This is a genomic window from Zobellia alginiliquefaciens, from assembly GCF_029323795.1.
GTDB lineage: Bacteria > Bacteroidota > Bacteroidia > Flavobacteriales > Flavobacteriaceae > Zobellia > Zobellia alginiliquefaciens.
In genome coordinates, this window is record NZ_CP119758.1 from 3,024,773 (window position 1) to 3,050,401 (window position 25,629).

A 25,629-nucleotide genomic window follows, 5' to 3' on the forward strand; every position below is an offset into this window, starting at 1 on the left:
TGGTTTTTTTATACATTAAAATCACTCCGTTTTAAACTCAAAAACAGGAGATTGAGAGCTGGAACCTTTGGCATCAATTGTTTTTACTCTCCAGAAGTACACCGTATTTCCACTCAGCGCTGTATTTTCTAAACTAGTGTCAGCCGTGGTTTCAAGTAATTTTGTTGGCGGATTGTTGGTGCCTAAATACAATTCGTATGAAACAATATCGTTATCCACATCGCTGCCTAGCCAATGTAGTGTTGTAGGAGAAGCTACGGTCGCACCCATTGTCGGGTTTACGGCCTCCGCGGGAAAGGGTGCGTAGCTTTCAGTGCCTTCTCCGGCATTATAAAACATCCAAGTTTCACTGGTGGCTGTAGATGCTGTTCCACTTGATTTTGAAATAATGCTCCAGGAATAGGGGGTATTTCTTAATATAGATAAAGCCAAAGAATTGTTGGGAGCTTCATTTTCTGTGGTTTCGTTCGTTTTTAGATTTTTGAGAACCAAAATATAGCTGTCCGTGTTTTCGGAGGTCTCCCATTCAAAGGTTACCCGGCTCTGCGTAGCGGAGATTATATCCCCTTGATTGCATTCTTCACCTTTATCGGGCAAAACTAAAACAGAAGCTTTTGGCGGAAGAATATCTTGGGGAGTCTCATTTCCTCCATTATCACCATCACTACTGCTACAGCTATAAAGAATCGGGCATAGAAAAAAAAGGCTTAATCTGAGATATCGGTTGGCTATCATTGCTTGATGATTTTAGCTTGGGAGTTTATGTTAGATGCGGTTATGTTCAGGAAATACAGACCGGAACTTAAGTTTGCCGTGTCTACCGTTGTGGTTCGGTTTAAAATTGTTTCCGTTTTGTTCATTACAACTTTACCCGTAGCCGATACTACTTCTAGGGTTACCAAAGATTCAATGTCATCAGAAAAGGCTACGGTCAATTGGTCTTCTACTTTATTCGGAAAAACGGTAACCCCTTCAAAAACACTAATGATTTCATTGTATGTGCCTTGGCAATTTTTATCTGCCTGAACGGATATGTTATTTTGGCCTTTAGAGAGGTCAAGGGTAATTTCACTCTGGTCTGTATGTGTTATTTGTCCGTTCAGGTCAATACTGTAGTTTATGCTTCCTTTTAGGTTGAGTGTAACCTGATTTTTTGTGTCGTCTACCTTAGAGGTAACAGATAGGTCTTTCGGCTGGTCTATGGTAACTATATAACATTGCTCATAACTGGCATCTGAAGAGGTAGTAATACAAATGGTATAATCGCCGGCGCTTAAACCATTGAACAAAACGTCTGAATTGAAATTCTTTTCTTCACCGGTTTCAGAAATACTTGCTTTAAATTGATGAGAGGTATCCGCAGAACTAATCGAGATAATACCGTCATCGTTAGCACTACAGGATTCGCTAGTTCCTTTCACCTTAAAATTATCCGCCGGAAGGCTAAAAACTTTACAACCTGTGGTGTTTATGGTACTGCCTAAAGGCGTATCAGGGCAGTCGTCATCAACATTTGCAACCCCATCACTATCACTGTCGTTAGGGTCAAAAGCGATACAATCCTCTCCGGGAAGACCGTAGCAACCTAAGCCAATAGGACCGTATAAGGGTTTCCATGTGATGCCGGCCACCCATTGCTCACCACCATTTTCATAAGCACCAACATCAGGTTTGTTGCCTATATAGCCTTCGGTAATTCCTGAAATTTCGCGGCCTTGATCAATAGGTGAGGTGTCTGATTTTAGCTTGAAATCGGCATTATCCGCATTTACAAAAACATTTGGGGAAACCACTAGATTATTCTGTTTGTCCGACTGTGGTTCCCAATTTTCATCGCTTCCCAGATTGTTCCAAACCCGAACGTTAGAGAATGATGTTCCCTCTTTATGCCATGCTCCCATCACCTCTGAACCATTCCAAAGCGTATTGTTGAAAATGTCAATATCCGTTCCGTTCCAGTTGATCTGTACGCTGGTCCACTCGGTATTCCAGACCACGTTATGATGGACTATAAACCCTGCGGCATCATTGTCCAAATAAATTCCTGCAGCCTTATATTTAGTTCCTCCCGATGCCGTGTCATGAAACCAGTTGTGGTGAATTTCAGTAGTGTATTGCGGCCCTACCGTATAGAATAGGGCGCAATCATCTGCAACCAAATTACTTTGTGAGATATCATTATACGAAAACTCATTGTCGGACCCGTTGTATTGAATAGCATCCCTACCACCTCTAAAGACGGTATTGTTTTTCACCGAAGTATTATTGATGCCTCTAACCACTAGCGGGCCATCGTAAAATCCTAAAAAGTTACAGTCATGAATGTAATTGTCTAGAATCTGATGATTATTGCCCCTTACGACCAAACCGGCACCCGCGTTGAAGGCTATTTCACATTTTTCGATTCTGTTGTTCGAACCTTGCACATGTACGTTTGCCTTATTGGTGCGTGAACTATCCGTGATGCCTTGGGTGTGGTTTCCATAAAGGGATGTCACCCCAAAAAGTACGTTGTTCGTAGTTAAACTGTTTGGGTTGGCGCCCCACCAAGTAGAGCTATCTTCCATATTGATGCTACCTCCAAAAACGGCAAGATTACGTATTTCTATATATTTTTTGTCTTTAAGATTGATGGTTTCCAAACGGCGTCTCATTTTTACCATACCATCTTCCGGAGCACTGCCGTTGGGGAGTTGCACATAAAGCGTATTAGTAGACTCTTCATAATACCACTCGTTTTGGTAGTCTAAAGCACCCTTTGCGCCTTCTAAGTAAAAGTCACCTAAATCTGCCGGGGCATGAAATGTTCGGACCCATGTTTCATTATTTGTAGTCGTGAGGTTGAAGTTGACCCTACCGGAAGAACTACTGGTAATTTGCCTTTTCCAGGCTAACCAACCGCTTCCACTTTTATCCCCATAAAACCATACTGCTCCGCCGGTCCAATCTATTCCTGGAATTGTAGATTCCGATAAATGGGCACCGTTGATGACATCGCCATTGCTGCCACCGGTATTTCTAATCGTTCCCAAAGCAAAAGGGTCGGGTTCGGTTTTGTTGGGCCAACGGGCCAAGTCCAAAGCCGTAGCATCGTTCATGACGAAATTTTCTTGCCCTAGGGATGGGAAAGGAATTGTAATTTTATATACCGAGCCACTATCCTGAGTCCAACCGGATAAAGTGTCCATAGCGGAAATGACAACTTTTTCACCAGGATAAGATTGAAAAATAATGGGTTGACCTGGGCTTCCCGAGTTTACGGGATTTAAGGTTTCTTGGTAGGTGCCTTCTCTTATGAATACAACATCACCCGCAACAGCTACACTGGCTGCCATTGAAATAGTCAAATACGGACTGTCTAGCGTTCCCGGATTGGTATCATCTCCATTCTTGGCAACGTAGATATCTTTGGAGAACGAACTTATACTAACTAGAAATAATACTAATGATAGGCATATCAGTTTCAGTGATACTTGCATAGGTTTAGTTTTGATTAGCTGGGTTATTCTACCAAATCTATATGAATGGCGAACAGTCTCAAAAAGCAAATGATCAAATAGATACAACAAATGATTAATTATAACCAATGTGCGTATTTTGTCAAGTGTTTGATCAGTTCGTTTTTAGTAGTTTATTGAGGTAAAACTGCAGAATTGTCAAATATCATTAAAAAATAGTGGTGTTTTTTGGTGATTTTTAAACTGAACCTAAAAGTTATGATTGGGTATATCGCAAAAAAAAGCTTCCTTCGGGAAGCTTTTTTTTCGTAGTAAGTTTTATGAAAAGGTATTTAATCTTCAATTTCTTTGCCAACGGCAAAAGGCTCCAATGATTCATTAATTACATTTTCTGTAACGTGATTTATATAGTTGCTTAAAGTCTTCAACGCGATACCCGTAATGATTTCCAAAACATTTTCAGGCGAAAATCCGGCATTGTAGAAGGTTTCCAAGTCGTTCTTATCTATGTGCCCTCTGGTTTCTGTTAGTTTCTTTGTAATGTTTACCAATACATTCAGCCTTTCATCATCAACAGGCTTCTCTTTGCGAACCGCATTTAAAATAGAGGATCTGATTCCGTTTGCTTTAGCTGCTCTAGTGTGTGCAGCCGTACAATAGGCACATTCGTTCACCACGCTGGCAGATAACAAAATTAAATGCTGTTCACCCGCGGTAAAAGTCGTCTTTCCAAATATTTTGAATAAACTATTGTAAGCTTCCAAAGAAGCAGGGGCACCCGCCATGTATCTAAAAAGGTTAGGTAATGTTCCGTATTTTTTCTCTCCGTATTTTAAAAGTTCTTTTGATTCTTCAGGTGCACTTTCTATTGTGTGTTTTGTAAAATTTTTCATATTGTTGTCTTTAAGTAATGCAAGACACTTATTTTCTTGCAAAGGCTTTCGTTTATAGTATTTATATCAAAGGTAAGTGTCGGAATTTTAATTATTTAGCCCATTTCCATTTTGGTATAGTTTTTTAGAAAAGTGGTCAAACATGTGTGCAAATAGCGCTGCAACTTTGCACCATGAAAAAAATAACAAACATTGGAATATTTACCTTACTGATGGTCAGTAGTCTGACCATTATGGTAGGTACCGTTATAGCGCCCGCATTATCTGGGCTAGTAAAGAATTTAAATTTCAACTTTTCACCAGGTTGGCTTATCACCTTGCCTTCGCTTGGTGTAGTCGTTTTTGCACCGTTGGTTGGGCGGTTATTGCCTAAAATTGGGTCGTTTAAAATGTTATGTTTTGGATTGCTGCCCTATGCCTTATTAGGTGTCGTAGGGGCCTATTTGGAGAATGATTATATTTTAATGGTAGATCGGTTTTTACTTGGCGGGGCCACCGTGGCGGTTCAAGTATCGGTAACTTCTTTTATCGCCGATTTTTTTACTGGCGAAAAACGAATGAAACTTATCGCATGGCAGGGGATGGCCATAGAACTTGGCGGTGTGCTGTTTTTATCGATTGGTGGCGTCCTCGGTGAGTTTCACTGGCAATATCCGTTCTACATTTATTTATTAGCTCTTATCTGCTTGCTGCTTGTGGTTAAAACATTACCTAATTATACTAAAAAGGAATCTGTAGTAGATGAGTCTAATGAAGCTAAAACGGAAAATAACAATAATGTAATGCTTATTTTCTATGCGTCGCTATTGGCAATGGTCTTGTTTTTTGTCAGTTTCGTGACCTTACCAATTTATTTGCCAAGTACCTTCGGTTTTAGTGAATCTGTTACCGGATATTATATGGCTTTCATTTCGGTTGTTGCCATAATTACGGCCAGTCAAATGCCTAAAGTGGTAAAGAAAATTGGCGATGGTAATACGATAGCTTTGGGCTTTGTATTTTTCCTTTTAGGGTATGCCAGCCTAGTAATGTCGGGCAGTATCATATTCTTGATTTTAGTCGCTATTTTTATCGGCATAGGATTTGGGTTCACAATTCCGTTATTGAACCATATGATGATCGAAGCAAGTTCTAATAAGAACTTGGGCAAGAATTTGGGACTTTATTCTATGGGTGTTTTTGGTGGACAGTTCTTATCTACTTTTATAGATTATGTTTCTAATGATTATGCAATGATTTATGGTTTTGCAGCGGTTTTGGCATTTTTTATAGCTATAGGTATGTATATTGCCTTTAAGAAATCTGATGCCTAGATAAATCAATTTTATTCTTTCTACTTTTGGTCTAGGTATAAAGAATCTATGACTAAGGAAGTTTGGGCCGATAAAATTAAAATTGCCAAGGGGCTTGACCGAAATACAGAAATGTTGTCGGTCAACTCTTTTGGCATTTATGTTGAATACAGGTCGGAGACTAATTTAATTGTACATTTTAAGCCTTTGAACGAATCATTTTCTGAAAGGGCCTATGGAACTAAAAATGGTATACTGTTCAATTTTGAACGCGATTTAATAGAAGAAGACGATATTGAGTATGCGCTAGATGTTATGTCCTGTTTTAACCAATCGCCTCAATTAGAATTAGATAAGCAAAATGAAGTTGAGCAAGTTCAAAAGGTGATGCATCTAGTTGTTGATGAATACAACAATCCCAATTCATCTTACATCATGCTTAAAACTGTATTGAAGGTGTTGCTACTAACTTTGATCCGGTTTCGTAATGATGATTTTATTGGACAAGACCTTAATCAGAAACGTCTGTTTCAATTTCTGGAAATGATGGAAATTACATTTCTCACACAAACTACATCAGCTTACTATGCTACCCAAATTGGGATTAGTGAAAAACGCCTCAATCAGATTTTAAAGGAAAAGTTGAATATGACGGCAAAGCAGATTATTCAGCAACGACAGATTACAGAAGCCAAACGCAGACTTATTAAAAGTGAACTCACAATAAAAGAACTAGCTTTTCTTTTAGGTTTTGATTCGCTCAGCAGTTTTTCTAGATTCTTTAAAAAAACGGTAGGGGAGAGTCCTTCAACCTTTAGGATAAATCATCGTTAATCTCCTAGGGTTCCGGTCTGTTTAGAGTTTGGGTTTCACTAAAGTCTTTGGTGTAACTTTTCTCTTCCAATACATAATATAGATGGTTCCGAGCAGGGTTGGTAGCGTCCATGCAATCAAATGCTTTATATTTAATCCTGCAATAATAAATGCGGTTATGGAAGCAATCAAGGCTCCCATTATTCTGCCAATATGAGATGCCAGCCAAGCATTTTTTGTTTTCTGTGGATTACGGTAGAATTTAAAGTCGGAAACGGTCAAGAATATGCCAAACCCTCCAAAGAAGGCATATAACGTGCCTATTGAACTGGAATTGATAAGATTGTATATTCCTGTTGCGAGCATGGCCATAGATAGGCAAAACATAGTCCCAGAAATTATTTTATCTGTTATATCCGCTCTGGTTTTCCTTTTAAATTTTAGGGCACGGTTACCCACAAGAACCAAGTAAATTGTAAATACACCAATTAGCGATAAAAAGAGGTTCTCGTGGTTGGGCATCATGGCAATAGGTATAGAAAGTAGTGAGCTTCCTATCATACCTATGGAAAACAATTTACCCAGCTTCTTATGCAAAGGACTTCCTTTTTTGACGATGATACTACCTATGCCTGTGGTCAATCCTATTCCGCCTAGAAAAGCATGAATGTAAATTAAATTGGTAATTATTTCTTCCATGATAGTGATTTTTGGTTGATGAATCAAAAATCGGATGATAATTTGATTTTGAGAAGCTTAGATTTCTGAATCGTCATAATGGAAGGCTGAGTTGTAAAAAGCTATATTAAAATGGACAAAAGGAATTCTAGCGGAGCTAAATAATTAATCACTAGTTATGCCATTGCACCATTGGCACCAATAGTCTGTCCACTTATCCATTTGGCATCATCACTGGCTAAAAAGCATATGACTTTGGCAATATCAATGGGTTCGGCTAGACGGTTAAATGCATTCATTGATGCCAAATGTTCAATCTGGTGGTCGGACTTACCTTCTGTGAACAGCTCGGTATTTGTTGGGCCCGGCAATACGGCATTTACGTTTATACCCCTTGTGCCGATTTCTTTGGAAAATACCCGGGTCATTTGTTCTACAGCACCTTTGGTGCCTACGTATGTGGCGTAAGTTGGTAACATGAGGCGGGTAGTAGTGGATGACACGTTAATAACGCTTCCATTATCGGCTAGACTAGTAGCTGCTTCCCTCATAGTGTTGAAAGTGCCTTTTACGTTCACATTAAATTGTTTGTCAAAATCCTCATCCGTAGTATCTTTTATCAGTTTGTTGGTCATGATTCCCGCATTGTTGACCAATACATCTATCTTTCCAAAATGACTGATGGACTTATTAAAAAGGGCTTTTACGTCTTCGGTAATGCTAACATCTGCTTGTAGAGCAATAGCTTCACCTCCACTGGATTGTATCTGGTTCACAACATCATCCGCTTTTTGTTTGCTTCCGGAATAATTCACGATTACTTTTGCGCCTGCAGAGGCCAGTTGAATTGCAATTTCAGCACCAATTCCTCTTGATGCCCCAGTTACCAATGCCACTTTATCGTTTAAGTTTTTCATCTGTCCAATTTATAAGAATCTCAAAGAACAAAGGTATTATAGATTGGTTGTTAGCTGTAGTTAAGAATACGTTATTTTCTGAATTGGATTTAAAATTGAACTTAGGTTAATTTGAGCTGTAGTACTTTTGATAAGCAGTTAGTTGCTAAAAACTATACATCTCAAGATGAAAAAAGAGCACCATTACAAAGCAAACCTTAAATGGACCGGAAACACGGGTAGTGGTACCACCGGTTATAGAGATTTTGAACGCAGCTATGCTATTTCCATTGAAAATAAACCGGATATTTTAGGGTCTTCGGACCCTGCGTTTAGAGGTGATGCTACAAAATATAATCCAGAGGAGCTGTTGGTAGCCTCTTTGTCTTCATGTCATATGCTTTGGTACCTGCATTTGTGTTCCGAAGCTGGCGTTATTGTCGTTGACTATAAGGATAACGCTACTGGTACCATGATAGAAACCGCAGATGGAGGTGGACGTTTTAGTGAAGTTACCTTACATCCAGTGGTTACGGTAAAGGTGTCTGAAATGGTAGAGAAAGCACAAGAATTACATAAAAAGGCAAACACGCTTTGTTTTATAGCCAATTCGGTAAGCTTTGTTGTAAAGCATAAGGCCAGTTGCTTGAGCCTTGAGAATTAAGTTTGCATAAAGAAAAACAGCAGGAACGAATCAAAAAGGGGTATTTTGTTTTGATTCGTCCTACAGCATATTTTTTTACCCTTATTTGGTAACCCCATTAGCAGTTTTTAGTTTATTCAACTGCTTGGCTAGATATAGCATTTCTCTGGCAATGTCATTAGGTTCAGAGACAATCAATTCTATGGAGTTTTCATCATGACCCTCGGTGATGTTTTTTTCCAAAATTACTTTCACCTTACTATCTATGGATTGTTGCAATGCATCCAATGATTTTGGGTATATAAGCCAACTATCGGAACCATATTTCACATTGTACGATATGGGATTTTCCCCGCGAGCATTCCTAACTTTGAATCCATAGTTATCTAAAGAAGCTAGGGCGGATATAGGTTTAATTTCCGGTGCTGTTCCTGCAGAGTGTATGCTCAATAAATCTTGTTGTTTATAATACACCATTCCTGTCTGTAACCAAACTGTAGCCAATTGACTGGACTGCTGGTTATTTTTGTCGATGAAGACAACATCCGTTTTTCCTGCATTGTCAGCCGTTTGTAAGATTGTAGATGCGGTCCGGTCAAGTAATAGTTGTCTGTCTTTTGGAATTTCGTCAAACGTTGTGCTAAACTGAACCACTGATTTTTCAATTTTAGAATTTAGTTTCTGTGCGTTTATTGCTAATTGAAAAAATAGCAATAAAGCTAATGTTGAGAGTGTAGTTTTTGTTTTCATGAGGGTCATTTTAAATTTACTTATTGCGATATAACGATTAATTGATTCAAATTTTTTTATTCGTTGTTGATGGGTTATATGAATAACATATTGTGTTATTGCAATAATACGATTAATATGGGTGATTCAATATATTTTTCATGTAGGATTTACTTAGATATGAGCAATTTAACGTTCGCGTAACATTAAGGGCTAATGTAAGCCCGGTCTTGCTGATTGAAGATAGTGTGTGAAGGTAAGGGGCGGTTTGACAAACAAACGGAACACAGGCTGTCCATATAGCTGGGAGGTCTAAAAGTGAGAAAGTAATACGAAGCGGTCAAGCTAAGTTCTTTTTTAATAACGATAGGAAAAAGGCATAGTCAATATATTCCTTTTTTCTATCCGAAAGTGTGGTGAGAACGGAAAGAACACCCCATACACAGGTTATGATAATATTGAAGTTTAGGCGCTTCTTGGTATATCTAATTTTTACATGTTTTTACCGTTTGTATAATTTAGGAGTCTAAAGGATACTAAATCATTGGTGTCACCAAAACAGGTAAAATCTTACATATTTTAGATTCGTATTGTGGATGTATTTTGTGTTGGATGATGAGAGTTGACAAATTGTGAATCTTGATGAGGTGACCCTTTCTAAACTTACGTTCCACAGCTATTTTTCCTATATTTACCCCATGCTCTCAAAAAAGACAAAATATGGGTTAAAGGCGTTGGCTTTCTTGGCTTCGCAGAAAGACAAACAGCCTGTGCAAATTTCGGAAGTTGCAAAGGCCGAAAACATCTCGCAAAAATTTTTGGAGAGTATCTTGTTGTCCTTGCGCAAGAGCGGATTTTTAGGCTCTAAAAAGGGTAAAGGTGGCGGCTACTATTTAATTAAGGACCCTAAAGAAATCCTAATGACAGATGTCATGCGCATACTCGAAGGTCCAATTGCCATGGTGCCCTGTGTAAGTCTTAATTTCTACGAAAAATGTGCGGACTGCCCGGATGAAGCCACTTGCTCCGTAAATAAACTCATGCTTATGGTACGCGATGCCAATCTTGAGGTATACCGTAACAATACTTTGGCCGATTTAATAGCCTGATTTTCTGATCAAAGCCAATATCCGGTAGAATATCTTCAATTTTAGTTGCTTTTTTTTAAAAATCTACTAAATCTATAGGGTAAAAGTAAATTCTTTTGCTTTTGCTCGTCTAACACAATAAAAATGGAGTACATTTGTTTACTCTATTAAATTGATAGGGTAATTAGATTAACACCAAAATGATAGTAGATCAGTTGATTTTAGATAAAGCAGCTTCCAAGAAGAAATATTCAGAAGATAAAAAATCTGAGAAGCCAATCCGTAGTATCGCCAAAGCGGTAAGCTGGAGGGTGATAGGTACTTTGGATACCTTGCTGGTTTCTTATTTGTTAACTAGTGAGGTGGCTATTGCAGCTTCTATTGCTTCCATAGATTTTGTGACCAAGATGTTTTTGTACTTCTTTCACGAGCGTTTATGGAACAAAATTAATTGGGGTAAATAAATAAGGTTATGAGTTTTTCAGAAGATCAGATAAAGAAACTTAACGAGCGTTTTGAAAATGCAGACCCTTCGGTTATTATCGATTGGGCCATTGAGAATGCCAATAATGCAGTGGTTACTACAAATTTTAGACCTTACGAGGTGGCCATTTTACATGCCGTTGCCGATGTAAAGAATGATATTCCTGTGATTTGGTGCGATACGGGTTATAATACGCCCAATACTTACAAGCATGCGGAAGAGCTAATTGAGAAATTAGGTTTGAACATCGATTTGTATGTGCCAAAGCAAACCAGTGCTCATCGTGATAGTGTAATGGGAATACCTCAAATAGATGACCCAAAGCATGCGGTTTTTACAGAACAGGTTAAGTTGGAGCCTTTTAAAAGGGCTATGGAAGCGCATAAGCCAGATGTTTGGTTTACCAACCTTAGAAAGGGGCAAACTGCGTTGAGGGATTCGTTGGATATTCTAAGTGTAAGCAAAGACGGAGTTCTTAAAGTGAGTCCGTTTTATCACTGGAGCGACGCACAGTTAGATGCTTACCTGGAAAAAAGAGAATTACCTAACGAGCATAAATATTTTGATCCGACCAAAGTTCTTGAGAACCGCGAATGTGGATTGCATACCTAAAGGAGATTCCGCTTTAAGCGAAAAAATAATAATAGAAGCATAGCAGATAGCGAAAATATATTCATAAAATTATGAGCCAAGATACATCACACATCAACGCCTTAGAGAACGAGGCCATCTACATCTTTAGAGAGGTAGCTGCTCAATTTGAAAGACCGGTACTTTTATTTTCCGGCGGAAAAGATTCAATAACATTGGTGCGTTTGGCGCAAAAGGCATTTTGGCCTGCAAAGATTCCTTTTCCTTTAATGCATATTGATACAGGTCATAACTTTCCTGAAACAATAGAATTTAGAGATAGATTGGTTGAGGAGTTGGGTCTAGAACTTATCGTAAGAAATGTTCAGGATTCTATTGATCAAGGTAAGGTAAAAGAAGAATCGGGTCGGTACTCAAGTAGAAATTCATTGCAGACTACTACGTTGTTAGATGCTATTGAAGAATTCAAGTTTGATGCTTGTATAGGTGGAGCTCGTAGAGATGAGGAAAAAGCAAGGGCAAAAGAGCGTATTTTTTCTGTGCGTGATGATTTTGGTCAGTGGGATGAACGTAACCAGCGTCCGGAGCTTTTTGATATGTTGAACGGTCAGATAGAATTGGGACAGAACGTACGTGTGTTCCCAATTTCGAACTGGACAGAGTTAGATGTTTGGTCTTATATCAAAGAAGAAGAAATTGAAATACCTTCTATCTACTTTGCACACAAACGTAAAGTATTCTTGCGTGACGGTTTGATTTGGTCACATTCGGATTATGTGTACCAAGAGGAAGATGAGGAAGTGTTGGAACGTATGGTGCGTTTCCGTACTGTAGGGGATATGAGCTGTACGGCAGCCGTATTTTCGGATGCAACGGATATTGAATCTGTTGTGGAGGAGATTCGTGATTCCAGTATTTCTGAAAGAGGAGCCCGTATTGACGATAAACGATCGGAAGCGGCAATGGAGAAAAGAAAACAACAAGGATACTTTTAGAATTCTCACCAGGGGATTTAGTTTAAAATATTGATTAAAAAACGCCAAGAGCATAATGCTTAAGGCTTACAGCCAAAGAACATGGACGTATTAAAGATAGCAACAGCAGGTAGTGTAGATGACGGAAAAAGTACCTTGATCGGTAGAATTCTGTATGATACAAAATCATTGACTAGCGATAAGCTAGAAGCCATAGAAAAGACCAGTAAGAGCAAAGGGTATGATTACCTAGATTTCTCATTGGCTACAGATGGTCTAGTGGCCGAGCGTGAGCAAGGTATTACTATAGATGTGGCACATATCTATTTTTCAACTGCAAAGAAAAGTTACATTATTGCCGATACTCCCGGTCATGTAGAGTACACACGTAATATGGTTACTGGTGCTTCTACTTCTCAAGCAGCAATTATTTTGATCGATGCTAGAAAAGGAGTTATAGAGCAGACCAACCGTCACTTTTTTATCAATAACCTATTGCGCATCAAAGATGTTGTGGTAGCTATTAATAAAATGGACTTGGTTGATTATTCCGAGGAAACGTACAATGCAATCAAAGCCGATTTTGAGGAGTTGATGGCAAAAAGAGATTACCAAGATCAGAAGATTACCTTCATTCCTGTTAGTGCTTTAAAAGGTGATAACGTTGTGAACAAAACGGATAAGACGCCTTGGTATACAGGTCCTACTTTATTGGAGCATTTTGAGGCTTTGGATCGTAAGGATATTTTTAATGTAGGTACACCGCGTTTTCCGGTTCAGTATGTTATCCGTCCTAAGACAGATGAGCATCATGACTTTAGAGGTTTTGCCGGTAAGGTTTACGGTGGCGAGTTGAGTGTTGGAGATGAGGTTGTGGCTCTTCCATCGCAAACAAGGTCTAAGATCAAGGATATTTATTTCTACGACAAGAAGTTCCAGACGGCTTCAAGAAGGTCTTCGGTAACGATTACTTTAGAAGATGAAATTAATATCAGTAGAGGGGATATGTTGGTGAAAGCTGAAGATTTACCTACTATCGATAAGCAGTTTACCGCTACTATTTCTTGGATGGATTCAAATCAATTGACAGCAGGTAAGAAATATGTGGTACAACACGGTGTAAACAAAGTGTTGGCCAAGGTTGATAATATTCACCATAAAATCAATCCTGATTATTCTGGTATAGATACAGAAGTACAAGGGTTGGGTATGAATGATATCGCTCAGGTAACCTTCAAATTAAACAAGCCAATTTTTTACGACAAATTTGAAAATCACCGTACCAATGGTTCGTTTATCTTAATCGATACTCAGACCAACAGTACTGTAGGGGCTGGTTTCATAAGTTAGGAAACCAGAAGTTATCCAACGGATTAAAGGGGACATTTAAATATCTCTATAAAATCCATAGGAAAAATAGATAAATAATAATCTACCGATAAAAAGGTAAGAAACTAGATATAAACAGCATGCAAAGTTTCAGAACAGAAATAGAAAATCCCGTAGTTGAAAAGGATATTTTGGCCTTAGAGGCTAAAATACGCCAGTTCAAAGAAGGTAATTTAGATGAAGAAAAGTTCCGCAGTTTGCGTTTGGCTAGAGGTGTTTACGGTCAACGTCAGCCTGGCGTGCAGATGATTCGTATTAAATTGCCCTACGGTAAGGTTACCTCTAAGCAATTAAAGCGTATCAGTGATGTTTCTGACGAATATTCTAGAGGTAGATTGCACATTACTACACGTCAAGATATTCAAATACATTATGTTGATCTTGACCGTACACCAGAACTTTGGTCGGAGCTAGAGAAAGATGACGTTACCATTCGTGAGGCTTGTGGTAATACGGTACGTAACGTAACGGCTAGTGAAACTGCCGGTATAGATGTAGACGAACCGTTTGATGTTTCGCCATACGCCCATGCACTTTTTCAGTATTTCTTACGTAACCCGATCAGTCAAGAAATGGGCCGTAAGTTCAAAGTTTCTTTTTCTGCCAGCGATGCGGATACGGGTCTTTCGTATATGCACGATCTTGGTTTTATTGCCAAAATACAGGATGGCGTAAGAGGTTTTAAAGTGATGTTGGCCGGTGGGTTAGGTTCACAACCACGTCATGCCGAGCTACTTTTTGAATTTCTTGCAGCGGATAAAATTATTCCATTAATGGAAGGTGTGGTACGTGTGTTTGACCGTTACGGAGAAAGAAAGAGCCGGGCAAAGGCTAGAATGAAGTTCTTGTTGAAAGATTTAGGTCTTGACGGGTTCAAAGCGCTATTGGAAGAAGAGCAAAAAGCGATTCCTTTTCAAACTTTTCATATTGATGCAGATGCATATCCTAAAGTTGAAGTAGCTAAGGTAGATGCGCCACAAGTGGAGATTGAAGATGCGGAAGCTTTTGAAATCTGGAAATCTACGAACCTTATACCTCAGAAGCAGGAAGGGTATTCGGCTATCGGTATTAAAGTACTTTTAGGTGATTTTTATACGGATAAAGCAAGATTATTAGCTGATTTGGTAGAGCAATATGCTGCTGGCGAGTTGAGATTGAGCTTGCGTCAAAATATATTGATTCCTTACGTAGCCAATGATTTGGTTCCGTTTTTCTACAACAAACTTAAGAAACTAGGTTTTGTAGAAGCAGGGTATAACAAAGCCATAGATATTACGGCCTGTCCTGGTACGGATACTTGTAACTTGGGTATTGCCAGTAGTACGGGTATTGCTGAGGAATTGGAAAGAATCATGAAGGTGGAATATCCTCAGTACATCAGCAACTCTGATGTAGCAATCAAAATCAGTGGGTGTATGAATGCCTGTGGTCAGCACAACATGGCCAATATCGGTTTTCAGGGTATGAGTGTAAGAACCAAAGATAAGTTGGTGGCGCCGGCACTTCAAGTGTTGTTGGGCGGTGGTAACGATGGTGATGGAAGCGGAAGATTTGCAGATAAAGTAGTAAAAATTCCTTCTAAAAGAGGTCCTGAAGCATTACGATTGATTTTGGACGATTACGACCAAAACGGAAACGGAAAATCGTATGCCGATTACTACGAGGAAAAAGGACAAATGTATTTCTATGATTTTCTTACGCCATTATCGGATGTTGAGAATCTTACTGCAGAAGATTTTATTGACTGGGGTAATTCGGAACGATACGAAAAAGCGATTGGTATTGGTGAATGTGCCGGTGTGGTAATTGACCTTATCGCTACATTACTTTTCGAAAGCGAAGAAAAAATACAGAATGCACAAGAGGCTTTTGAAGAAAATAAATGGGCGGCTAGTATCTATCACTCCTATTCTTCAATGGTAAACTCTGCAAAAGCAATGTTGACTTCCGAAAAAGCGAAAGTGAACACGCATGCAAGAATAATCAAGGATTTTGATGAAAAATTCGTTGCCTCTGGTAGAATAGATTTAGGTCAAGGTTTTGAAGAACTTGCTTTACAATTGAACAAGAATGAGCCAACTGAAGCTTTTGCAAAAAGCTATTTAGAAGATGCAAAAGCATTTTTAAAAGCAGTTGAAAAGTTTAGACAACAAGAATTAGCAGAAGCTTAAGAATGAAATATTCCAACGAAAATAACAACACTTTATCCCATGTAGGCGGTCGCTTTACGGTAATTGGTGCAGGTCCTGGTGATGTTGAGCTTATTACGCTCAAGGCCATCAAGGCGTTGGAAAGTGCCGATGTGGTGTTGTACGATGCGTTGGTGTCCGTTGAGTTGTTGGACTATGCACCTAATGCCGAACAAATTTTTGTTGGCAAAAGAAAGGGGTGCTATGCCTATCAGCAAGAACAGATAAACGAGTTGATCGTTAGCCGAGCAAAAACCAATGCCCATGTGGTACGTTTAAAAGGTGGAGATCCATTTGTATTTGGTCGTGGTGCGGAAGAAATGGAGTATGCTGCAGCCCACGGGTTGCAAGTAGCTATGGTGCCCGGTATATCATCATGTTTGTCGGTTCCGGCATATCAGAACATTCCGGTTACTAAAAGAGGTGCCGCCGAAAGTTTTTGGGTAATCACGGGTACAACAAAAGAGCATAAACTTTCTGCTGATGTTGCTTTGGCCGCTAAAAGCAATGCCACAGTGGTTATTCTTATGGGCATGAGCAAACTGTCGCAAATAGCGGAATTGTTCAAAGCCGAAGGCAAGGCTGAAACCCCAATTGCCATTGTGCAGAACGGAACCAGAAAAGACGAAAAAATTGCGGTAGGTACTATTGCTTCCATCGAATATGAAGTGGAAAAGCAACAGATGGCCAATCCGGCAATTATTATTATAGGTGAAGTAGTTAGGCACAGAGAAAGTGTCGAAAGCCTTAAAGAAGAATTTTTAGAAGTAGTTAAATAAAGTAATTGATGTCAGGTAACGAGTTCAGCATGCTCAATACTCAATTCTAATTACTCAATACAAAGAAGTAATGATAAAAACAGATATTCTCATCATTGGCGCAGGCCCTACAGGTCTTTTTACGGTATTTGAAGCAGGCTTATTGAAGTTAAAATGCCACTTGATAGATGCTTTGCCACAAACAGGTGGACAGTGTTCGGAAATTTATCCGAAGAAACCGATTTATGATATCCCGGCTTTCCCGGAAATTCTTGCAGGTGATTTGGTAACTAACCTAATGGAGCAAATCAAACCTTTTGAGGCTGGTTATACTTTGGGTGAGCGTGCTGAAACTTTGGATAAACAAGAAGATGGTTCTTTTATCGTAACAACAAACAAAGGTACAAAACACCATGCGCCAGTAGTAGTTATTGCTGGTGGACTCGGTTCTTTTGAGCCTAGAAAACCGCCTATCGAAAACATTTCTGATTTTGAGGACAAGGGTGTGGCTTACATGGTAAAAGACCCTGAAGTATATAGAGATAAAAAGGTAGTGATAGCCGGTGGTGGTGATTCTGCTTTGGACTGGGCTATTTTCTTGGCAGATGTTGCCTCGGAAGTATCTTTGGTACACCGTAGAAACGAATTTAGAGGAGCTTTGGATTCTGTGGAAAAAGCATCTGAATTGGCAAAAGCGGGTAAAATAAAATTATTTACTGAGGCCGAAGTAAAAAAATTGTACGGTGATGACCATTTGGAAGCGGTTGTTATCAAACATAATGACGCAGAAAAAGGGGAAAGCTATGTTGAGGTAGATAACTTTATTCCATTGTTCGGTCTTTCTCCAAAATTAGGACCAATAGGTGATTGGGGACTTGAAATAGAGCGTAATGCTATTAAAGTAAACAATGCCAAAGATTATCAGACCAACATACCTGGTGTTTTTGCTATTGGAGATGTGAACACCTACGAAGGGAAATTAAAACTGATTTTATCTGGTTTCCATGAGGCTGCCGTAATGTGTCAGTACGCTTATCAGTTGATTAACCCTGGTAAGAGATACGTTATGAAATATACCACCGTTGGTGGTGTAGAAGGATTTGACGGTACTAAAAAAGTGGCGAAAAAAGAAGTAGTAAAGAGTATAGTTTAATTTGTATTAGTGCATATAATTGGTAAAGCCTTCCGTTATCTCATTTTGATGGAAGGCTTTTATCTACTGTAAAGCGCCAAAAACAATTGGGTTTCTTTGGTTTTAATATCAATGTGGTGTTACTTTGCAGACCGTTCATTAAAATACGTGACTGTTATCAAGAAAGGTGGAGGGAATAGACCCTTTGAAACCTTGGCAACCCTTTTCTTATAAAGAAGGTGCTACATTCTATCCTATGTGTTCATGGGACAGATAACAAAGAGAGGCAAATATGTTTGTCCTTATTCTTTTACTTGATAATTGTCTGCAGATTGATTTTAGAATAATGTTTTTCGATAGGTTAAGTCGGATGATATTAAAGCAGAATACCTAATAAGAAGGGTAAAGGAAAATGAAAAGTATTCAAGAAATATTAAAAGAGCGCATATTGGTGTTAGATGGTGCCATGGGTACTATGCTGCAACGCTATAAATTTACCGAGGAGGATTTTCGCGGTGAGCGTTTTAAAGATTGGAAATCTCCGGTGCAAGGTAACAATGATTTGTTGTCTTTGACCCAACCCGAAGCCATTGCGGAAGTACATAGAAAATACTTTGCCGCAGGAGCGGATATTGTAGAAACCAATACGTTTTCCAGTACAACAATTGCCATGGCAGATTACGACATGGAAGAGTTAGTGTATGATTTGAATTTTGAATCCGCGCGAATTGCTAAAATGGTTGCAGATGAGTTTACGGCCAAAGAGCCAAATAAACCTCGCTTTGTAGTGGGTAGTTTAGGACCTACCAATAAAACGGCAAGCATGTCTCCCGATGTGAACGACCCTGGGTATAGAGCGGTTTCTTTTGATGAGTTACGAATAGCATACAAACAGCAGGTAGAAGCTTTGTTGGATGGAGGGGTGGATATGCTAATGGTTGAGACTATTTTTGATACGTTGAACGCCAAAGCGGCATTATTTGCAATAGAAGAAGTAAAGGAAGAGCGTAATATAGATGTCCCAATAATGGTAAGCGGCACGATTACCGATGCCTCGGGAAGAACTTTATCAGGGCAAACGGCTGAAGCATTTTTAATTTCAGTTTCGCATATTCCAATCTTTTCGGTTGGTTTTAATTGTGCTTTGGGCGCGGACCAGTTGGTACCTCACTTAGAAGTTTTGTCATCCAAATCAGAACATGCTATTTCTGCTCACCCTAATGCCGGTTTGCCAAATGCTTTTGGGGAATACGATGAAACGCCAGAGCAAATGGCGGCACAGATAAAAGAATATGTAGAAAAAGGTCTAGTCAATATCGTTGGCGGTTGCTGTGGTACTACACCGGAACATATTAAGGCAATTGCAGACTTGGTAAACAAGTATGATCCAAGAGGAATAAACGTGGCATCTTGATTGGAAAGATACAGTGAACAAATAAAGAACAATTATCAATTATCACAAAAGTGATTGAGATACTATGAGTGACAACTCAAATATACTGACAACCAACGACCAACAACCAGCAACTAGACATTTAAAACTATCCGGTCTAGAGCCTTTGGTCATCACCCCTGAAAGCAATTTCGTAAATGTGGGCGAACGTACCAATGTAGCTGGATCTAAACGATTTTTACGACTTATTAAAGAACGTAAGTTCGAAGAAGCCCTAGATGTTGCCAGAGATCAGGTGGAAGGTGGGGCCCAAATCATCGATATTAATATGGATGATGGTTTGATCGATGGTAAAGAAGCCATGGTTAAATTTTTGAACCTTGTTATTGCGGAGCCTGATATTGCCCGTGTGCCTATCATGATAGATAGTTCCAAATGGGATATTATTGAAGCAGGTCTACAAGTGGTTCAGGGCAAGTGTGTGGTAAACTCCATTAGTTTAAAAGAAGGTAAGGAAGAGTTCGTAAGACACGCCAAGCTTATCAAGAGATACGGAGCAGCGGTAATCGTAATGGCTTTTGACGAAGTAGGTCAGGCCGATAATTATGACAGGCGGATAGAAATATCTAAACGGTCTTATGATATTTTGGTAGACGAAGTAGGTTTTGCGCCCGAGGATATCATTTTTGACCTGAATATATTTCCCGTTGCAACGGGGATGGACGAGCACAAACTTAATGCGCTAGATTTTATAAGGGCAACGAAGTGGGTTCGTGAAAATTTACCTCATGCCAGTGTTAGTGGAGGGGTAAGTAATGTTTCTTTTTCCTTTAGGGGTAATAATCCTGTGCGTGAAGCTATGCATTCCGTCTTTTTGTACCACGCTATAAAAGCGGGTATGAACATGGGAATCGTCAATCCGACCATGTTGGAGATATATGATGATATTCCAAAGGATTTGTTGGAACATGTTGAGGATGTTATTCTAAACCGTAGAGATGATGCAACGGAACGATTGTTAGATTTTGCGGAATCCGTTGTGGGTACTGCCAAAGAAAGCAAAGTAGACCTTTCGTGGCGTGAAGAGCCTTTACAAAATAGAATTACGAGAGCTCTTGTAAAGGGAATCGATCAATATATAATAGAAGATGTAGAGGAGGCACGTGTCGCGGCAGACAAACCAATTGAGGTCATTGAAGGAAACTTAATGGCCGGTATGAACGTGGTAGGCGACCTTTTCGGAAGCGGAAAAATGTTTTTGCCGCAGGTAGTGAAATCTGCTCGTGTAATGAAAAAAGCGGTGGCTTATTTACTACCGTACATTGAGGAAGAGAAGTTGAAAAACCCTCAGATTGGTGACGATAAGGGGAATGGAAAAATATTGATGGCCACCGTAAAAGGTGATGTTCATGATATTGGTAAAAACATAGTTAGCGTTGTTCTGGCCTGTAATAATTATGAAATAGTGGACCTTGGGGTTATGGTGCCACCCGAGAAAATTATAGCAGCTGCTATTGAGCACAACGTAGATGTAATAGGCCTCAGCGGACTTATAACTCCCTCTCTTGATGAGATGGTGCATTTGGCCAAAGAAATGGAGCGTAAGAACTTTAAACTGCCGTTGCTCATTGGTGGGGCAACTACTAGTAAAGCTCATACTGCGGTTAAAATTGACCCACAATATAGTGAGGCCGTAGTTCATGTAAATGATGCGTCAAGAGCAGTGACAGTGGTTGGTGACTTGCTCCAGAAAGAAACATCGGCCGGGTATAAGAAAGCAATCAAAGAAGACTATGATGTCTTCAGGGATAAGTTCCTGAGCCGAACAAAAAAGAAGGAGTACAAAACTATAGAAGCTGCAAGAGAGAACCGATTTAAAATTGATTGGGATGCTTCGGAAATCGTAAAGCCTAAGGAGTTAGGTATTCAGGTTATTGAAGATATTGATTTAGAGAAGTTGGTTCCTTTTATAGATTGGACACCTTTTTTTAGAAGTTGGGAACTGCACGGAAAGTATCCTGATATTTTAACGGATGAGGTTGTGGGCGAACAAGCAACAGAGCTTTTTGCCGATGCTCAGAAAATGTTGAATGATATTCTAAAGGATAAAAAGTTAACGGGAAAAGGGGTGTTCGGTATCTTTCCTGCCAATACGCTGGAAAACTATGATGATATAGAGGTTGATGTAGAGGACGGTAATGAAACGAAGAAGTATACGTTTAGAACGTTACGTCAGCAATTGCAAAGAAGAGAGGGCGTGCCAGATTATGCTTTATCCGATTTTATTGCGCCAAAAGAATCCGGTAAACAGGATTATGTAGGCTGCTTCTGTGTAACTACAGGTTTCGGAACCGATGAATTGGCGGATACGTATCGTGAAAATTTGGATGATTACAATTCCATTTTGGTAAAAGCTTTAAGTGATCGTCTGGCCGAAGCTTTTGCAGAGTACCTGCATTTAGAGGTGCGAACAAAGCACTGGGGCTATGCTTCTGATGAGCATTTAGAAAATGATGAATTGATAGATGAAAAATACAAGGGTATTCGTCCTGCACCTGGGTATCCTGCTTGTCCGGATCATTTAGAAAAGTTAACCCTTTGGGATATGCTAAAGGTGGAGGAGCGTATAGGTGTAAAATTAACGGATAGTTTGGCCATGTGGCCCGCCTCATCAGTCTCAGGGTATTACTTTGGTAATGCGGAATCTAGATATTTTGGATTAGGAAAAATAAAAGAGGACCAAGTAGAAGACTTTGCTGAGCGCAGAGGCATCACGGTAGAGAAAGCTACAAAATGGTTAGCTCCTAATATTGCCGATGATTGATATGAAAAAATTTATAGAAGTGGGCATGGGCAGTTTTATGATAAGCCATGGATACGACCAAAAAAATAATGAAATTGAAGAAAGAGTAGTTGTTGATGGATTTTCTAAAAAATTGGTTGCGGTGAATCGTATTAAGTCGGTAAGTGAAAAATATATCCTGACCGATTATTTAGATGGCCGATGGATTTATTGGGAGTACGAAGAAAGTTATGAAGAGGTGAAACAGATGCTTTCAGACGCTTATTAGATTTAAGAGAAAAAATGCGTTAGGGATAGAAGCGGTATCTTTTTAAAGTCCGTTAGGATTTGAAAAATTTAGCGAATAGCCCGCTCGAACGCCATAAAATAAAATACAAATTAAATTTTCCTGAAAACAGGGTAGCATACATGAAAATAACGGACCACATAAAGAAAGCAAAAGGCAAAACTTTATTTTCTTTTGAAATTATACCACCGGTAAAAGGGCATCAGATTCAACAGCTTTACGATAATATTGATCCTTTAATGGATTTTAAGCCTCCGTTTATTGATGTGACTACTTCTCGTGAGGAGTATGTGTATATTGATCGTGATGGTCTTTTGGATAAAAAACTGACTCGTATGCGTCCCGGTACCGTGGGGATCTGTGCTTCCATAAAACATAAATATGATGTAGATACCGTGCCACATGTGCTTTGTGGTGGTTTTACCAGAGAAGAGACCGAGTATCTTTTAGTAGATTGCCACTATTTAGGTATTGACAATATTATGGCCTTACGTGGAGATGCCATGAAAGATGAGAAATATTTTCAGCCCACAAAAGGGGGTCATACGTATGCTGTAGATTTGGTAAAACAAGTTCATGATTTGAATTGTGGTAACTATTTGCATGATACGGTGGACAGTGATAACTGTGCCGATTTTTGTATTGGGGTAGCGGGCTATCCTGAAAAACATTTAGAGGCACCTTCTTTAAAATCTGATTTAAAGAGATTGAAAGAAAAAGTAGATGCCGGTGCCGATTATGTGGTAACGCAGATGTTTTTTGATAACCAGAAGTATTTTGAATTTGTAGAAGAGGCGAAGAAAATGGGCATTACCATCCCTATTATTCCGGGTATAAAGCCTATTGCTGTAAAGAAGCACTTGCAGTTGTTGCCACAGGTCTTTAGAATAGATTTGCCACAGGATTTGATTGATGCGGTAGACAATTGTGCCACGAACAAAGATGTGCGCCAGGTTGGTGTGGAGTGGGCCATTCAACAATCTAAAGAACTAAAAGAGGCTGGCGTACCTGTACTTCACTATTACTCAATGGGTAAGTCCGATAATATTAAGGCTATTGCCGAACAGATATTTTAGAAATTTTACCATTGTAGGAAAATATTAGCAATCCTTGGGTTTAAAATAACGAATAGTATTATTTTTGCGCTCCATGAACCCAAGGGTGTTTTTATTTTTTCTGATGTGTGTCGGTTTTTGTTTTGCGCAAGAGCCCGAAAGAATCCACAGCTATACGTTTGATGCGAACCAATTTTACGGTTCTATTATCCTTCATAATCCTGATATTTCGCATTTAATTACGGACCACCCTGCGGGTATTATACTAGCGTACAACAGAAAGACCTATGGTCTTGAAGAGTGGCAGCAGTTATACAATTACCCAGATGTTGGGGCCTCCTTCATTTATCAGAACACCAATAGTTCTACCTTGGGTGAAGCCTACGGAGTATATGCTCATTTCAATTTTTACTTTTTAAAGCGGAACCTGCAGTTTAGAGTGGGGCAGGGCGTGGCATATATGACCAACCCCTATGATAGGGAAACCAATTTTAGGAACAATGCGTATGGTTCCAAGTTGTTGAGTTCAACCTACGCCATGATAAACTACCATAAAGAGAACATATACAAAGGCTTGGGTTTTAAAGCGGGTATTTCTATCATGCACTATTCAAATGCGAATGTAAAAGCACCCAACACGTCAACCAACACCTTTGCTTTTAACGCAGGTATAACTTACACTTTAGAAGGTAAGGATACTGAATATATTCATCGTGAGAAAGTGAAGGTTACTGAGCCTATTCGTTATAATTTGGCGTTTAGAACGGGAATAAACGAGAGTGATAATATTGGTCATGGTCAGTATCCGTTTTATATTTTTTCGGGTTATGCCGATAAAAGATTAGGCCGCAAAAGCGCATTACAATTGGGAGCAGACGTGTTCTTTAGTAATTTCTTGAAAGAACTGATAGAATATCAATCCATTGCTTTTCCTGAAAATAATATAGATGCCGATACGGATTTTAAACGTGTTGGAGTCTTTGTAGGTCATGAACTGTTCATTAATAAACTATCCATTGAAACCCAATTGGGGTATTACGTGTATTATCCTTTTGATTTTGAGGGAAGGGTCTATAACCGTTTTAGTTTGAAACGTTATTTTGGAGATAAAATATTTGGGGCGGTTAGCTTAAAATCCCATGGGGCTGCCGCGGAAGCAGTAGAATTTGGTATAGGCATACGGTTGTAAAGAGGGGCGAAAGATGATAAGAGAAACAAAAAATAGGGATAACAAAACTGTACTTTTAGCAATAGCAAAGTGGGTGCACGCATCTCGTTTTTTAATAATTCTGTCCGGCATTGTTCTTTTTATTTCGTGTAATGGAGAAAATGCTTCGGATTGTTTTCAAAATACTGGTGATACGGTTCGGGAAGAAGTTACCGTTGAAAATTTCACCAAAATTACTGTTTATGAGAACGTGACCATGATCTTGAAACAGGGAGATGAACAAAAAGTAGAACTTGAAACAGGGAGCGTTTTGCGAAACGAGGTTACGGCTGAGGTTTTAGACGGACGATTGCTATTGAGAGACACGAACGACTGTAATTATTTTAGGGATTATGGAGTGACTAAAATTTACGTGACTTCACCCAATATTACGGAAATACGGAGCAGTACGGGCTGGCCTATAACAAGTGATGGAGTTTTGGCTTATCCGCAGTTGTCACTTGTATCGGAAAGCTTTATTGATGCATCATCTGAAACTACAGATGGCGAGTTTGATCTAGAGGTAGATACTGAAACGTTGAGCGTTGTAGTAAACGGTATTGCTTATTTTAAACTGAAAGGGGCTGCCGTAGACTTGAACCTGACAATAGCAGCCGGTGATTCCCGTATTGAGGCGGAGAACCTTATTGCCCAAAATGTGAATCTAAATCACCGAGGCTCAAACGATATGTTTATCAATCCGCAACAATCTATAAAAGGTGTTATTCGTGGGGTTGGTGATGTGTTCTGTTCAAACCGACCAGCTGAAATTGATGTGGAAGAGCTGTACAAAGGGCGTTTGGTATTTGAGTAATTCCTTTTGAGCTAAAACTTCTATCTACATTATTGATAAGGCATAAATGCAATCTGTAACTTTG

The 25,629-nt window shown here is 39.3% G+C and carries 23 protein-coding genes and 1 riboswitch; of the genes, 17 read left to right on the plus strand and 6 right to left on the minus strand.

Going from position 1 to position 25,629, the window contains the following annotated elements; genetic code table 11:
• Positions 1-21: 21 nt before the first annotated feature.
• From P0077_RS12660 to P0077_RS12670, 3 genes are all read right to left on the minus strand, one after another.
• The gene (locus tag P0077_RS12660; protein WP_276165601.1) at positions 22-735 is read right to left on the minus strand and encodes a hypothetical protein; all 714 of its coding nucleotides are present in this window, start codon (positions 733-735) and stop codon (positions 22-24) included.
• Positions 732-3,479 (minus strand): T9SS type A sorting domain-containing protein, encoded by a 2,748-nt coding sequence (locus P0077_RS12665; protein ID WP_276165602.1) that lies wholly within the window; start codon positions 3,477-3,479, stop codon positions 732-734. Before P0077_RS12665 ends, P0077_RS12660 begins: the two co-directional genes overlap by 4 nt.
• Positions 3,480-3,790: 311 nt before the next feature.
• Positions 3,791-4,351: a carboxymuconolactone decarboxylase family protein gene (locus P0077_RS12670; protein WP_194526125.1), complete on the minus strand. Its 561-nt coding sequence runs from the start codon at positions 4,349-4,351 to the stop codon at positions 3,791-3,793.
• 173 nt (positions 4,352-4,524) lie between these two features.
• Here P0077_RS12670 and P0077_RS12675 point away from each other — a divergent pair, with 173 nt between their 5' ends.
• Together P0077_RS12675 and P0077_RS12680 are read left to right on the plus strand one after the other, a co-directional pair.
• Positions 4,525-5,664 (plus strand): MFS transporter, encoded by a 1,140-nt coding sequence (locus P0077_RS12675; RefSeq protein ID WP_276165603.1) that lies wholly within the window; start codon positions 4,525-4,527, stop codon positions 5,662-5,664.
• A gap of 48 nt (positions 5,665-5,712) precedes the next feature.
• Positions 5,713-6,477: a helix-turn-helix domain-containing protein gene (locus P0077_RS12680; protein ID WP_276165604.1), complete on the plus strand. Its 765-nt coding sequence runs from the start codon at positions 5,713-5,715 to the stop codon at positions 6,475-6,477.
• 21 nt (positions 6,478-6,498) lie between these two features.
• On the opposite strand, the gene P0077_RS12685 is transcribed toward P0077_RS12680, so the two are convergent.
• Positions 6,499-7,155, minus strand: a complete 657-nt coding sequence (locus P0077_RS12685; protein WP_276165605.1) for a hypothetical protein — start codon at positions 7,153-7,155, stop codon at positions 6,499-6,501.
• 155 nt (positions 7,156-7,310) lie between these two features.
• Positions 7,311-8,051, minus strand: a complete 741-nt coding sequence (locus P0077_RS12690) for an SDR family oxidoreductase (protein ID WP_276165606.1) — start codon at positions 8,049-8,051, stop codon at positions 7,311-7,313.
• A gap of 166 nt (positions 8,052-8,217) precedes the next feature.
• Here P0077_RS12690 and P0077_RS12695 point away from each other — a divergent pair, with 166 nt between their 5' ends.
• Positions 8,218-8,694: an OsmC family protein gene (locus P0077_RS12695; RefSeq protein ID WP_276165607.1), complete on the plus strand. Its 477-nt coding sequence runs from the start codon at positions 8,218-8,220 to the stop codon at positions 8,692-8,694.
• Between the two features lie 81 nt (positions 8,695-8,775).
• Here the strand turns inward: P0077_RS12695 and P0077_RS12700 are convergent, their stop codons facing one another.
• The gene (locus P0077_RS12700) at positions 8,776-9,423 is read right to left on the minus strand and encodes a hypothetical protein (RefSeq protein WP_276165608.1); all 648 of its coding nucleotides are present in this window, start codon (positions 9,421-9,423) and stop codon (positions 8,776-8,778) included.
• 677 nt (positions 9,424-10,100) lie between these two features.
• Between P0077_RS12700 and P0077_RS12705 the strand changes: the two genes are divergently transcribed.
• The 14 genes from P0077_RS12705 to P0077_RS12770 all read left to right on the plus strand — a co-directional run bounded on the left by P0077_RS12705 (position 10,101) and on the right by P0077_RS12770 (position 25,565).
• Positions 10,101-10,511 carry an RrF2 family transcriptional regulator gene (locus P0077_RS12705; protein ID WP_276165609.1) on the plus strand — a complete coding sequence of 137 codons (411 nt, stop codon included), beginning with the start codon at positions 10,101-10,103 and terminating at the stop codon, positions 10,509-10,511.
• A gap of 179 nt (positions 10,512-10,690) precedes the next feature.
• The gene (locus P0077_RS12710) at positions 10,691-10,954 is read left to right on the plus strand and encodes a DUF2061 domain-containing protein (RefSeq protein ID WP_215441174.1); all 264 of its coding nucleotides are present in this window, start codon (positions 10,691-10,693) and stop codon (positions 10,952-10,954) included.
• Between the two features lie 8 nt (positions 10,955-10,962).
• Positions 10,963-11,586: a phosphoadenosine phosphosulfate reductase domain-containing protein gene (locus tag P0077_RS12715; RefSeq protein WP_276165610.1), complete on the plus strand. Its 624-nt coding sequence runs from the start codon at positions 10,963-10,965 to the stop codon at positions 11,584-11,586.
• A gap of 71 nt (positions 11,587-11,657) precedes the next feature.
• Positions 11,658-12,560, plus strand: a complete 903-nt coding sequence (gene cysD, locus P0077_RS12720; protein ID WP_215941688.1) for a sulfate adenylyltransferase subunit CysD — start codon at positions 11,658-11,660, stop codon at positions 12,558-12,560.
• 81 nt (positions 12,561-12,641) lie between these two features.
• Positions 12,642-13,889 (plus strand): sulfate adenylyltransferase subunit 1, encoded by a 1,248-nt coding sequence (locus P0077_RS12725; RefSeq protein WP_194528124.1) that lies wholly within the window; start codon positions 12,642-12,644, stop codon positions 13,887-13,889.
• 119 nt (positions 13,890-14,008) lie between these two features.
• Positions 14,009-16,099: a HEPN domain-containing protein gene (locus P0077_RS12730; RefSeq protein WP_276165611.1), complete on the plus strand. Its 2,091-nt coding sequence runs from the start codon at positions 14,009-14,011 to the stop codon at positions 16,097-16,099.
• Positions 16,100-16,101: 2 nt separating this feature from the next.
• On the plus strand, positions 16,102-16,896 hold the full coding sequence (gene cobA, locus P0077_RS12735; protein ID WP_276165612.1) for a uroporphyrinogen-III C-methyltransferase: 795 nt from the start codon (positions 16,102-16,104) through the stop codon (positions 16,894-16,896).
• Positions 16,897-16,966: 70 nt separating this feature from the next.
• Positions 16,967-18,028, plus strand: coding sequence for an NAD(P)/FAD-dependent oxidoreductase (locus tag P0077_RS12740; protein WP_276165613.1), 1,062 nt, complete (start codon positions 16,967-16,969; stop codon positions 18,026-18,028).
• 151 nt (positions 18,029-18,179) lie between these two features.
• A riboswitch (SAM riboswitch) is annotated at positions 18,180-18,287 on the plus strand.
• 132 nt (positions 18,288-18,419) lie between these two features.
• On the plus strand, positions 18,420-19,421 hold the full coding sequence (locus P0077_RS12745; RefSeq protein ID WP_276165614.1) for a homocysteine S-methyltransferase family protein: 1,002 nt from the start codon (positions 18,420-18,422) through the stop codon (positions 19,419-19,421).
• A gap of 64 nt (positions 19,422-19,485) precedes the next feature.
• Positions 19,486-22,224, plus strand: a complete 2,739-nt coding sequence (metH, locus tag P0077_RS12750) for a methionine synthase (protein ID WP_276165615.1) — start codon at positions 19,486-19,488, stop codon at positions 22,222-22,224.
• Positions 22,217-22,471, plus strand: coding sequence for a hypothetical protein (locus tag P0077_RS12755; protein WP_276165616.1), 255 nt, complete (start codon positions 22,217-22,219; stop codon positions 22,469-22,471). Before metH ends, P0077_RS12755 begins: the two co-directional genes overlap by 8 nt.
• Positions 22,472-22,611: 140 nt before the next feature.
• Complete coding sequence (metF, locus tag P0077_RS12760) at positions 22,612-23,565, plus strand: methylenetetrahydrofolate reductase [NAD(P)H] (RefSeq protein ID WP_276165617.1); 954 nt, start codon at positions 22,612-22,614, stop codon at positions 23,563-23,565.
• Positions 23,566-23,668: 103 nt separating this feature from the next.
• Positions 23,669-24,733, plus strand: a complete 1,065-nt coding sequence (locus P0077_RS12765) for an acyloxyacyl hydrolase (protein WP_276165618.1) — start codon at positions 23,669-23,671, stop codon at positions 24,731-24,733.
• Positions 24,734-24,746: 13 nt separating this feature from the next.
• Positions 24,747-25,565, plus strand: a complete 819-nt coding sequence (locus tag P0077_RS12770; RefSeq protein ID WP_276165619.1) for a head GIN domain-containing protein — start codon at positions 24,747-24,749, stop codon at positions 25,563-25,565.
• Positions 25,566-25,629 lie beyond the last annotated feature (64 nt).